The organism is Saccharicrinis fermentans DSM 9555 = JCM 21142, from assembly GCF_000517085.1.
GTDB lineage: Bacteria > Bacteroidota > Bacteroidia > Bacteroidales > Marinilabiliaceae > Saccharicrinis > Saccharicrinis fermentans.
On record NZ_KI912107.1, the window covers coordinates 1,804,812 to 1,817,865 of the forward strand.

General features: G+C 36.6%; 6 protein-coding genes, 1 other RNA gene and 2 pseudogenes. 8 read left to right on the forward strand and 1 reads right to left on the reverse strand.

The features are described from left to right. Nucleotides 1-43 precede the first annotated feature (43 nt). Nucleotides 44-4,096 (forward strand): hybrid sensor histidine kinase/response regulator, encoded by a 4,053-nt coding sequence (locus CYTFE_RS0107250; RefSeq protein ID WP_027471272.1) that lies wholly within the window; start codon nucleotides 44-46, stop codon nucleotides 4,094-4,096. Between the two features lie 61 nt (nucleotides 4,097-4,157). Here the strand turns inward: CYTFE_RS0107250 and CYTFE_RS0107255 are convergent, their stop codons facing one another. Continuing rightward, complete coding sequence (locus CYTFE_RS0107255) at nucleotides 4,158-5,378, reverse strand: NAD(P)-dependent oxidoreductase (protein ID WP_044212760.1); 1,221 nt, start codon at nucleotides 5,376-5,378, stop codon at nucleotides 4,158-4,160. A gap of 196 nt (nucleotides 5,379-5,574) precedes the next feature. Here CYTFE_RS0107255 and ssrA point away from each other — a divergent pair. The 7 genes and pseudogenes from ssrA to CYTFE_RS0107280 all read left to right on the forward strand — a co-directional run bounded on the left by ssrA (nucleotide 5,575) and on the right by CYTFE_RS0107280 (nucleotide 13,036). After that, nucleotides 5,575-5,972: a transfer-messenger RNA gene (gene ssrA / locus CYTFE_RS29340) on the forward strand. Between the two features lie 1,780 nt (nucleotides 5,973-7,752). Next, complete coding sequence (locus tag CYTFE_RS0107260) at nucleotides 7,753-7,971, forward strand: tyrosine-type recombinase/integrase (protein WP_262505499.1); 219 nt, start codon at nucleotides 7,753-7,755, stop codon at nucleotides 7,969-7,971. 166 nt (nucleotides 7,972-8,137) lie between these two features. Beyond that, nucleotides 8,138-8,359, forward strand: a pseudogene (locus tag CYTFE_RS31420) (phage integrase N-terminal SAM-like domain-containing protein); the annotation flags it as partial. Next, nucleotides 8,348-8,959, forward strand: a complete 612-nt coding sequence (locus CYTFE_RS25440) for a tyrosine-type recombinase/integrase (protein ID WP_262505569.1) — start codon at nucleotides 8,348-8,350, stop codon at nucleotides 8,957-8,959. The pseudogene CYTFE_RS31420 and the gene CYTFE_RS25440, both read left to right, overlap by 12 nt. Continuing rightward, nucleotides 8,956-10,118: pseudogene (locus CYTFE_RS32135) on the forward strand (IS91 family transposase). Before CYTFE_RS25440 ends, CYTFE_RS32135 begins: the two are co-directional and overlap by 4 nt. Nucleotides 10,119-10,467: 349 nt before the next feature. Continuing rightward, complete coding sequence (locus CYTFE_RS0107275) at nucleotides 10,468-12,468, forward strand: DUF3289 family protein (protein ID WP_027471275.1); 2,001 nt, start codon at nucleotides 10,468-10,470, stop codon at nucleotides 12,466-12,468. Further along, the gene (locus CYTFE_RS0107280) at nucleotides 12,455-13,036 is read left to right on the forward strand and encodes a hypothetical protein (RefSeq protein ID WP_044214347.1); all 582 of its coding nucleotides are present in this window, start codon (nucleotides 12,455-12,457) and stop codon (nucleotides 13,034-13,036) included. Before CYTFE_RS0107275 ends, CYTFE_RS0107280 begins: the two co-directional genes overlap by 14 nt. Nucleotides 13,037-13,054 lie beyond the last annotated feature (18 nt).

Here is a 13,054-nt window from a genome sequence, read left to right on the forward strand (position 1 = left end):
TATCAATTTTTATATTTTAGAATTTTAACAAACGAACACGAACATGTCATTCCCCATAAAAAAGCTTCTGGTATTTATTTTGCTTCTATTTTTCGGCAGAATAATAAGCCAGAGCAAACACTTTTACAATTATGAAAATGGACTGTCCAATAGTCTCATTAATGAAGTATTTCAAGATCATTTAGGTTTTATTTGGGTGGCAACTGAAGATGGATTAAATAGATTTGATGGAATAAAATTCACCACCTTTACCGAAGAGGAACATGGATTGAAAGCCAACTATGTTACCACCCTAACCGAAGACAGCAATCACAACATATGGATAGGATTTATAAATGGTTTACAAAAATATAACTCAGATACAGAAACGTTTACTAGCGTAAAAATTTACATTGCCAACACCGAAATACACCCCTTTGTAACTGGCATTATTGAAAGCAAGAATGGCGATATATGGATTGCCACTTCCGGACATGGTCTCATTCGCATACCCATAGAGATAGGTCGTTCAAGATACTCCACTAGTCTGAACAACCAGTTAAACAGTTTATTCTTAAGGACTATTTACGAGGATCAGAACGGTACCTTATGGTTAGGATCGGATGATAACGGCATATGCACCTACGCCCCTGCAACGGGAGTAATAAAGTCTTATACCCACACTAAATCCGCAAATTTCCAAATACCTGCCACCAGCATTACCTCCATTACAGGAGATAAAAAAGGCAATATATTTATTGCAAGTTTAAAAGAGGGGCTCTATAAATTAAATACACAGAGCAAGCAAGTAAGTCGTGTATTCTCACCAACGCATCATAAATACCAGCTACCTGTAAAAAAAATAATGTTTGATTCGCAAAATCGCTTATGGGTTGGTACGGATGGTCTTGGTCTTTATCATTATAACCAACAAACAGACAAGTTAATTGAATACCTCCCTTCCAACTCCACTTTCGATTTTTCTAAAAGTAAGATACATTGCATCCTGGAAGATCATGATGGCAACATCTGGACCGGAATTTTTCAAAAGGGTTTGTATCTATTTCCTGAAACTCCAAGTCTATTTAAGCACTATGGATATCGTGCATTTGATCCTACCAGCATTGGTTCAAGCTGTGTAACTGCACTCGATGGTGACGCGCTTGGATTATGGATAGGAACAGATGGAGACGGTCTATACCGTATCAGTAAAGATAATAATGCTGTTTCACATATTAACCTTGCCCAACTAACCAATGATGATGCCAATAATACTATTTTTAGTTTATACGATTCCAATGCTAAATATTTATGGATAGGCACCTACTCCAATGGTTTAATCAGATACAACAAAAAAACAGGAAACATTTTATCATACAAGCATAATCCACAAGATGCTGGCAGTATACCGAGTGATAACATCGGTTGCATTCAAAAAGGCACAGAAAATAAACTTTGGATTGGAACATATAGTGACGGGCTAATAAGTTTAAACTTGAACAATAATAAGTTCAGTAAAGGATTCCAGATAGCTGATTCTTTAAACAATTTAATACCCAAAATCATCAACGACATTTATATAGATAACCATGAAAATATCTGGTTAGCTACCTATCAAGGTCTTGTATATTTCAACGCTCAAAACAAGAGTCTATCATTTTATTCCACCAACAATAACTTTCTCCCTAGTAATATTATTTATTGCATTCATCCTGACAATAAAAACAATATTTGGTTGGGGACATACAAAGGGCTAGTAAAAATTAATCCGGCAAATATGTCATTTTCGGCCTACACCAAAGAAGACGGAATAGCAGGTAATGTAATATGTGCCATTCAAGAAGATAGGTATGGCCAATTATGGATAAGCACACACACAGGCTTGAGTCGCCTAAACCCTTCGAATAATACCTTTGTGAACTATTATGCCTCAGACGGATTACAGTCTAATGAATTCTATCGCAATGCCGTATATAAGTCAGCGGATAACAGCATATATTTTGGAGGGATCAATGGAGTTACAGAAATAAACAAAGATTACAACCTGTTTATTTCTGAATTACCTGACATAATGCTAACAAATTTTATGCGGTTTAATACCTCAGTTAAAATAGGTACAAAAACAGGAAAATACACTATTCTCAACAAGTCGATTGTAGTAGCAGATAGTATTCATCTGCTCGAAAAAGACAATGTTTTTTCCATTTCTTTCACATCCAAAGAACTTTCTAATCAATCGAAAATTAATTATGAGTACATGATGGAAGGCTTCGACCGCAAATGGAATAAAAATTCAACCACTAACCCAACAGCCACCTATACCAATCTGTCACACGGAGAATACCAATTTTTAGTGAGAGGTATAGATAAGGATAAAGTATCACAAGCCCGAAAACTTACCATTATTATTCACCCCCCATGGTACAAAACCAATATCGCCAAGGTCTTTGGAGGTTTATTGGCCTTTCTGATCACCTTTGCAGGCTTTCAGCTATATAAACAAACCTTCAGACGAATTGAAGTAGAAAAAATGAATGAAAAGAAAATGCAATTTTTCATTAATATTTCACATGAAATTCGTACTCCGCTTAGTTTAATTATCGATCCCCTGGAAAAACTGATTTCCCTGCCCTCAAACGCTGAAAACCAACGACTATTTGGAATTATGCACCAGAATGCGAACCGCATTTTCAGATTAATCAACCAATTAATGGATGTTAGAAAATTAGACAAGGGGAAAATGCTGGTAAAATTTCAGGAGACTGATCTTTGTAGCTTTATCAGCAATATTGCAGAATCCTACAATTATTTGGCTACCTCCAAAGAAATTACCTTAGAGGTTATAAAAGAAAAGTCCACTATCAAAGCATGGATTGACCCTTTGAACTTTGAAAAAGTGATCACCAATTTATTGTCCAACGCTTTTAAATTTACAAATACAGGAGGAAAGATAACTGTATACATCTCCGAACTAAAAAGATCAGCACAAATAATAGTAGAAGACAACGGAATAGGCATCAAAAAAACGGATAGCGAGAAGATATTCAATCGTTTTTATCAAGTAAACTCCAAAGAAACCAGAAATATTACCGGCACAGGAATTGGTCTCCATTTATCACGTTCATTGGTTGAGCTGCATAAAGGAAGACTATTTGCAGAACCCTGTGAAAATATAACAGGAAGTAGATTTATCATTCAAATACCACTTGGCAACAAACACCTAGTTAAAGAAGATTTGATTACTTCTGAAAATATGTTGCCTGCCCCATCACAAGCATTTTTAGATATTCCAACCTCCTCTAAGTTGCAGAACACTCCTTCTAAACCCCAATCAACCTATAAAATAATGGTAGTAGAAGATGAGCTGGAAATCAGAAATTACTTGGTGGAAGAACTCAAACCATTGTATAAGGTTATTGCCTTTGAAAATGGTAAGCAAGCCCATTCTTGCTTACTAAAAGAGATGCCCGACTTAATTTTAAGCGACATTATGATGCCCGAAATGGATGGTATCACCTTTTGTAAAAAGGTAAAAAACCATATTGAAACCAATCATATTCCCATTATTCTACTAACAGCCCTTTCTAAAGAAGAAGATAAGGCAGAAGGGATTGAAACAGGAGCTGACATGTACTTAATAAAGCCATTCAGCACAAATTTCTTAAAAAAGTCAATTGTCAACCTACTGGAGAACAGAAATAAAATATTTAACAAGTGGAAAAATAAAAACGAAAAATACGAGCTTGATCCCATAGATATTCAATCGCACGATGAAATATTAATACAAAAGGTCATGACCATTATTCGTGATAATATTTCCAATAATGACTTAAATGTGGAGATGTTGGCCGATGGTGTTGGAATCAGCCGCGTACATATGCATCGAAAGCTGAAAGAAATCACCAATCAATCTGCCCGCGACTTGATAAAAAACGTAAGAATGAAACAAGCGGCATATATTCTTGTTAATAAAAAGATCAACGTAAGCGAAGTAGCTTATTCATTGGGATACTCAAGCCTTTCTCATTTTTCTACCACCTTTAAATCATACTATGGAATTTCGCCCAAAGAGTATGCCGAACAGGAACAAAACAACACCCAAACAGAACAATCTTAAAATCAATAACATTAGTAATTACTAAAGGAAAACTGTACCCCCAAAAAACACTTATCAGTCCTTACAATCGTTCCTGAACAAAGCTCCGTAAATGTGCAAAGCGTTTTTTAATCTTACCATTTTTAGCAATGGTAGCTTTTTTGAGTACTTTATTATAGTCTCCCATCCAAAAGTAACTCAACACATGGTTTACCAATTGATCTGAGAAATATTCCGACGATTCCTTGGGTATTATACTGGGCAATTTATCCACCGCCATCACTGTTATATTTTTCCCTCCAGAAAAAGCTTTCTCCTCTTCTCCAGTAAACGGATTATAATCATAATAGGGACTATCTATGCTTCCCACTCGTTGGGTGGTAGGTACAGAACCATCGATATCACAGGTTATATCTCCAATAACTTCAATCTTAAACAACTGTGATTTAACATCTTCTAACGAAAACATCTTTGGCGAACGAATATCCCAGTAATGAGTAGCCATATATATATTTGCCACCTCGGCAAAACGTAAAAAATTACTTTTAAAATCCCTGGGATGAGCTTTAAAATCACTAAACGTAAAGGGAATTGAATTTTTGTGTTTCGCATATTGTAAAGGGTCTGCAATAAAATAGACCGGATCATCATAAGTCTTATTAAAGAAGCCATCAATATCCACTTTATAAATATGACAAGCCTGCATCACTTCTTCAACTCCACGGGAAACTTTTCCTTTACCAGTGATTAAAATCTTATCATTTCGCCCAACAACTTTTTTCAACTCCTTCCATAACTTTTCTTTCGTAGTCGTTCCGGTTAAAGGTGCCAAAGAAAAAATATCTTTTTTAATACCATAGGCTCTGAGGGTGTTATAGGCTCCTACTAAACCTGCAAAATATCCAAAGGCAGCAATACGTTCATTTTTGGATGTAAATAAATATTCATAATCTATTAAAGTAATATTTTTATGAATGATAGCTTGCAACAATGTTTGGTTATGCTGTTGCTTTTTTGCTGTATGCGAAAAGAACATATATGTTTTACCTTCCATCAAGGTATTTTTATCCACTTCTTTTACTCCTAAAAGCAAATCACAAGGCGACAAATCTTCACTGATTATACAACCTACATCCACATACTCCTCATCGGAAAAAACCCTTGATTTAGAAGGTTGTACCAAAATGGACAATCCTTTATAATCGTTTAATAATCTACGTGCACCTTGAGGAACTAAAGCAACCCTGGTATCCGGATTTCGTTGCGTCTCCCTCAGTATTCCAATGGTAAATTCAGTTATCATGTAAATGTATTTTCTATCTTATAATAACCATATGTTACAATATGGTTCTGACTGGTTCGTAAAATGATAACTTAATATAATCTATTATCTTCAAATATCAAAGTATTATTAACAATATAATATAAACAGATGATAATTACATTTCTTTTTTGACTATCCTTTATTTTTATTACTTTTGCAGATATTAATACCACAAGGGGCTGACTTGGATTCGACAGCAGGTGAAAGTGGTATGTAAGCATGCAGAGCACAGGAATTCCGGCTCTTTAATCACGGGTTTCAACTTTTTAATTGGCGAAAATAATTACGCTCTTGCAGCTTAATCGAAGTATAGTAGATTAGCATTATTCGGTATAAGATACTGAAACAAGACATCTCGTAAGTGCTATCTTCCTGAGGCGGCTTACATCAGAGATGCTGGAAAATCGGGAACCGGCAATAGTTTTCTTCGCATTATTGCTTAAATAAAGAAGATAAGGTAGCAGTCGGTGGCTTTGATCCAGCTGTTATTCGAAAATTAAGTCAAAGCTAAGCATGTAGAAAGCATATGGCTTCCTTGACTGGACCAGGGTTCGAAACCCTGCAGCTCCACAAACAAAGCTTAATTATCTATTAGATACAGCTTTAAAACACAGAAGGACTATTCGGCAACGGATAGTCCTTCTGTGTTTTAGGGGTCATATATAACTCACACTACTTAGTCTTTGCAAGAAAACTCGGGTCAGTGCCAAAAGTTGGGTATAGATGTTGTTTATAGTTGTCATGCAAATATTTTTGTTAATCTAAACAAGAAGAACTTTACATCAACAACACCTTTGTATTATCTTCTGAGATCCTATACTTTTGTATCGAAAGATTCTGTTGCAGCATTGGTACTTTCGTTATCTAATTGAGAGTAATGCTTCTAACTTATATGATAATTTTCTTTGCTTTTGAAACTTCCGTTAATGTCCTTTTTACTCGGAAAGGTATATTTTAAAAGGTCCTCATGATAACTTCGTTATTATCATTGCCATAAAAAGGACCAAAAAGGTCTAGAACAATAGATCATTATCTGCCCTGCATCAACTTCCCTTTCCGTCCGGCGCACACTTCCTTCGCGCTAGGCCAGCCACACTACCACCTCGAGTGCGCCCTTGAAGCTCTCTCGCCAACGCCGGCCCCGGGGCTATTGTTCTGGCCAACCCTGCAATACACTAACTGATAGTTTCTTATGCAAATGAAAGATGTCGATTAAATGAAAAACACAACTCAACAACTCCATGACTTTACCAACTCGCCATCCTAACAAGCTAACAATCTAACGACCTAACTATCTAACAACTTTACCAACTCGCCAACTATAACAACTCCAACAACTCGCCACCCTCAAGCTTCTCGCCAACGCCGACCACGGCTATTGTTCTGGCCAACCCTGCGCTCGTTAACCTGATAGTTGAGCTTTCAAATGAGAATCACTCATTGATTGAAAATTATCGTCATGTCCTTTTTGTCATTGCCACAAAAAGGACCAAAAAAGTCTAGAACAATAGATCGCTATCAACCCGCACCGAGCTCCAATTCCATCCTGCACACTCTTCTTTCGCGCTAGGCCAGCCACACTACCACCTCGAGTGCGCCCTTGAAGCTCTCTCGCCAACGCCGGCCCCGGGGCTATTGTTCTGGCCTGCCCTGCGGTCGTTTTATTGATAGTTTAATATTCAGTAAATATGCGGTCTGCTACATATTGCAAAGTAAAAAAATGCTCCAATCCGGATGTCGATTGGAGCGTTGGAATTCTCTAAGTTTTACTGGAATCTTCTGGAATTAATCGAAATTAGTGGGTGTTTTTTGGAATATTCTGACAACTATTAGACTTTTTCCAATTGTGCGGCAAAAGATCAGCCAAGTCTAAATCATAATTGCTTCTGTATAACGCAATCTTAGATAATACATCCGTAAGCCATTCGCGAGGATTTACATCACAGGTGGATATTCTGGAGCATGTTGACCCCTCTCGCGAACAAATGCTTTTCGAAAAACGGAGCATGCTGACCCTCTGGATTTAGGTTTAATTAATTTGCCATTATAGATAGAATCGTGCATACCGCATACCGCTTCGATCTTAAAGGAGATACAAGGCGTAAATAACAGAATGAATAATTTTTTGTAAATTCATAGCTGATTTAAAAAAGTGAACGGGTATGGCCGTTTTCACTGGGTGGGTATAGACCATTTTTTCCAAATTGACGACAGAGATTAACTTCATCACCCCACAAAAATAGAATTTACAAACACTTGCATATAAACAGATTTTATATATTTGTATATATAAAAACATGATTTGATGCCTGTAAAGCCCAAAATAATCCTCTCTTTAGCACAACACCGGAAGATGGATGTTGTAAAAATAGAAATAAACAAAAAGGTGACTCCACATATGCTACGCCACTCATTTGCAACTCATTTATTAGAACATGGTATCGACCTTAGATACATTCAAACGTTTTTAGGTCATGTATCGAGTACCACAACAGAAATTTACACACACGTAAGCAAACGATCTCTTGCAAATATAAAAAGCCCTTTAGACCAAATTATAGAACATAAATAACTCAATAACTGATAATTAAACAAATATAGACATAATAGATATAAACACAATATGCATTTACACATACGTTGAACGAAAGCTCCTTCGTCGCTAATTAGAAAAGTGGTAACTTAAAGTATTATTCATTAATACTTTATAAGATGAAAAAAAAACATTACGCGCGCAGGTCATTCAAGAAATGCGCTTACGCGGTTACAGTGAGAGAACTGTAGATACTTATGTATCTATGCTCTCGATTTTGGCAAAGTATTACAGGAGGTCTCCGTCAACACTTAGTCATCAGGAAGTAAAAGATTTCTGCTATTATCTTCTTCAAGAAAAAAAGCTTTCGAACAGTACCATCAACCAAATGATTAGTGCCTGGAAAATATTTTGGGTGGATATACTTGGGAACAAGTGGGATGGCATTAAGATAAAGCGTCCAAGAGTAGCGAAGAAACTACCCACGGTTTTGTCTCAGTCAGATGCCTATCGTTTGGTGACAAGTTCATATAATGTCAAACATCGTACATTAATGATGTTGACTTATGCAACGGGCATGCGGTGCGAAGAAGCTCTAAGTTTGTTGCCTGAGCAAATAGATTCGGCACGTTTGGTTGTACGCATAAAGGGCAAGGGTAATAAAAGCCGAGAAGTACCACTTCCAGAGGATATATTAGAACAACTCAGAATTTATTTTAAACAGTATCGTCCTTCGAAGTATCTTTTTGAGGGCTTTAAAAAAGGGAAGAAATATTCCGCAACAAGTTTTCGTAAGATAGTATCACGTGCTGCCTTATCAGTAGGTATAAATAAAGGCGTATCGCCTCATGTGTTACGACATTGTTTTGCTACTCATATGCTTGAAAGAGGTATCAATTTGAAACGGTTGCAGTTACTGATGGGACACAGTTCACTAAAAACAACCTCAGGTTATCTTCATTTGGCTCACCCTTACCTTGGCGAAGTTCCCAATTTGTTAATTCCAATAAAACAGGCACAGCCATGAGTCACACCGAAAATAGTAAACAGAAAATAGAAGTGGCCGATGTTGTGAGGAGCTGTCAAGATGATATTGCTACCAAGTTAAGGTTGAACAAAGAACAACAAAAAGCTATTGAAGCTATAACAAGGTGCCGTACATCAGAAGCAGGCGGTCATATTGCGTATTGTAATAACAGCAGCTGTAGTTACAGTCAACAGTCCTATAACTCTTGCCGCAATAGACATTGCCCCAAGTGTCAGTATTTAAAGCAGCAGCAATGGGTCAATAAGCTCACTAGTCGATTAATGCCCGGACGCTACTTTCATATTGTATTTACCATACCAAGGGAGCTACATCCATTGTTTTACATCAACCAACAAGCATGTTATGACTTACTGTTTCGTTCTGCCTCCCAAGCTTTACAAAATGCAGGACGCAATCCTTCATTTTTAGGTGCTGATGTTGGAGCACTATGTGTACTGCATACCTGGGGGCAAACATTAATGTATCATCCCCATATTCATATGCTGGTTCCCGCTGGCGGCCTGTCTACGGATGGTATGGAATGGGTTGCTTCGCCCAAGAAGTTCTTTGTGCCCGTAAAGGCATTGTCTGGCATGTTTAGAGGTATACTAGTTAAGCAACTCGAAAAACTACTGATCAAGGAAAACTGAGGTTACCTAAGGAGTTTGAAGGAGCTCAAATGTTGAAATCAGAACTGTACAGTAAACGATGGAATGTATACTGTAAAAAGGCGTTTGGGGGTATCAACAGTGTATTACAATACTTGGGCAGATACACCCATCGGGTAGCTATATCTAATAATAGGCTAACATCTTTATCGGACAAGCAAGTGAGCTTTACCTATAAAGATTACAGACAAAATAGCAAGCAAAAACAAATGACCTTAAATCAACTTGAATTTGTGAGGCGTTTTATACATCACGTCTTACCTAGCGGATTCTTTAAAATCAGATATGTTGGCATACTTGCAACGGTACATATACATGGTAAACGAGAACAGGTAATTGCACTAGTGGGTGAAAATATGTGGTTGTCAAACCTCGAAGGCCTTACCTCATATGAAGTGTTAAGAGCATTAATAGGAAAGGATCCTTGCATATGCCCCAAATGCAATAAAGGCATAATGGTTCGCACAAGGATATTGCACCAACTAGAATGACATTAAGCAGATAAAACGTTCTTTGTTTCATGGATGCAAATAAAACAACCGTTCATGTGGGTGTAACGGGATTGTTATGCCTTAAACCAAACGAAATTAACATGCTGATGAAAGAATGTTGTATAAATAACAGAGAAATATTAGGATCAGAGCGTTTACAAAGAAAAAGAACTAGATGAAATGTGCATAGGTTAGGCCGCCTTCGTTCAACGTAATTTTATCCTTCATGACTAATAAATATTAGCAATCATAATTTTGGATATTTATCAATGTTCAACTTTTTACTTATCTTGGTCGAACAAAGGATAAAATCCTTATAAGTTACAAAACATTATAAACCACACACCCAATGTATAAAATTCAACTTGAAGTTGACGATAACAAACGTTGGCTTACAAAAATGGACTATGAATATTTCTGTCCTGTCCTAGTCAGCGACGGCTATTACAAAAAGTTTCTGTTTAAGAATTTCCCTTTCGAAATGGAAGATTCAGAAAATTTAGCCTCTTTCCAGACCTATAACCCACCAACGGTTAAGTTGACACCTAAGGATAAAGAACTGCAACGTGAAGCCTATGAAAGCGCTACTAAAAGTAATCACGTATTTTTCAGCTCATTTGGTCGTTCTGACAACACTACACAATCTCTAAAAGATATTTACTACGATGAGCTAATGCGTTTGCGATATAATGAAGGCCTCGACCACGGTATTATACCAAATATTAATTATCTGTATGACAGATATATAAAGCCAATTCCATCAAATTGCAGAAATATAGAATACAATAAATTTGGAGGAATATTTAACCTCGAACTTAAGTCTACACCCAATGATGAATTTTGGTACGACTGGATGCTTACCAGTCAGATGCATCAAGGGCGTTTCTCCTTTTTTGATGGAGATGGAGATCAAGCTTTTAAAATAGAATTTTGGGATTGTTTCTGTATTACCATTGGAGAACAAATGACTTCCATAGGCAATTCTGCAATGACCATGCAAATGCGATTATCACCCGCCATTACCCGTAATCGTGGTGTGGAACATCAAAAAGTATGGAAGATTACCGATATTCATCAACCATGGAAACCTGCTACCGCTGCACCGGTTCAATCAACCGAAAAAAAGACGTTATTGGTTAAGAAGCTTGAAGGTCCGTTTACCGAAGACGGCAAAAAGGTGGAGGAGCTGATAATGGGGAACAGTTATATTTACAAAGCCACCGAATACAACGATGGTGATGGTTATAAGTTAAACAACACGCAGTGGAGCGTAGAACTGAATAACGATGGAAAGCTGAAAGAACTTACCATGTCCAATGCGTTTGAGCAAGATGGGGCAATCTGTTATAAGTACACCCCGGAAGAAGCCGAAACCATCAGAATTTATGCCTGGTGTAATGATGCAAGTAAAGATGTGAGTGTGGAAGTGTCTGTTGTTTGTTTTCCTTTTGTAATAGCGCGTTCAGTGCGCAGAGCAGGCATATGCAATAGCACTGGAGGTGAAGATCTAACAAGGCCTGATATTAAGTGTTTAGATATTGCTTACCCTCAAGAAGTGGCAAGGTTGCGACAAGATTTAGAGCAAGGTTACGATAATTTAGATGGGGAAGAATATAAAGAGGAAGATAAAGAGGAGTATGTGAAATATGCTTTGGATTTTATTGAGGAATTAAATGAAAAAACAGACGATGAGTTGTTTGAAGAATTTGGAGATTTGGATTTGTACGCCTGGGGAGAACTTGATGACAATTTTCATGATATGATTGGTTTTTTCAAAATTAACAGTACAACAAATGCTAAATATACAGATGATAGACTTACAAATGCAATTGCAAATCATGAGAGAACAACAGGGTTTATAGCAGGATTTAGTAATCTCTTACATGAAACGCTCAGTAGCCTTACAAATTTATCGGAGCTAAGGGTAAGTGATACTAAAAGCCAATTTATACGCAAAGAATATGATGAAACCAAGGGTGGCGACCCAAGTGTTTTGGGTATAGTTGGTCTGCAAAATCTTCCCAGTCTAGCATATTCTGATAAATTAAGCGGTCTTGGTATTTCGGTAAATGGTACACAAGCATATGATATATCTTTACTTTCATTTACTTGTGAAGGAAATAGTTACAAAGGACAATTCAAACTTGATATTTTCGACCATTTCGGATTAGATGCAACTGATATTTTAGCTGATAAATTTAGAAAGAATGAGAATTTTGTTAGTTGGTATATGCTTCAGCATCTAAGAGAATATCGACCATTTATTACCTATATTCCATTGACTTATTCTTTTACAGGTACTATAAATGGAGAGTCACCCATAAATATAACCAGAGATGAAAAGAAGTAAGAAAATTTTAATCGTTATTTTAATTTTTATTGTTTCGTTTTGTATTTATGCACAATATACAAAAATGAAATTCGATAAAATTTATGAAAATAGAGGGAACTACGGAATGATTTATAGAGATATTTATGATTCTGGTGCTTTAGAACGAATCAAATCGTTTTTATTTAATCATTTTGATACAACTGTTACTGCCAATAAAGGATACTCAAGTCGTAAGCTCCTTTTGTCTAATACAAATGACCTTACGAATGATACGACTATATTGTCTGCAGCTGAATATCTAATGAAAAAAGGATTTTACCGTATTGAGCTTGTTTATAGAGATGGGGAACGCAATGAATTATCGCTTGGTCAAACATTTCTTAAATACAAACATGCACCGACACGTCATTATTTAATTTTTAGTGAAGCCTTTGAATACAAATATAGATATGCACAAAATAACAAATGGTTTTTCCATTCATCTGACGAAGAGGCTGATGAAAAGGTTTGGATAGATAGCCGACCCGACTGGTTAATGCCATATTTTGAAGCTTTTAATTTTTTTAAGGATAATCCTGATTGGTGACATAAGAAATAACGTTTT

What these genes read in the sequence shown, in the direction of transcription:
- CYTFE_RS0107250 (WP_027471272.1), top strand. Translation starts at nt 44, where the DNA reads ATGTCATTCCCCATAAAAAAGCTTCTGGTATTTATTTTGCTTCTATTT.
- CYTFE_RS0107255 (WP_044212760.1), bottom strand. Translation starts at nt 5,378, where the DNA reads ATGATAACTGAATTTACCATTGGAATACTGAGGGAGACGCAACGAAAT.
- CYTFE_RS0107260 (WP_262505499.1), top strand. Translation starts at nt 7,753, where the DNA reads ATGGATGTTGTAAAAATAGAAATAAACAAAAAGGTGACTCCACATATG.
- CYTFE_RS0107275 (WP_027471275.1), top strand. Translation starts at nt 10,468, where the DNA reads ATGTATAAAATTCAACTTGAAGTTGACGATAACAAACGTTGGCTTACA.
- CYTFE_RS0107280 (WP_044214347.1), top strand. Translation starts at nt 12,455, where the DNA reads ATGAAAAGAAGTAAGAAAATTTTAATCGTTATTTTAATTTTTATTGTT.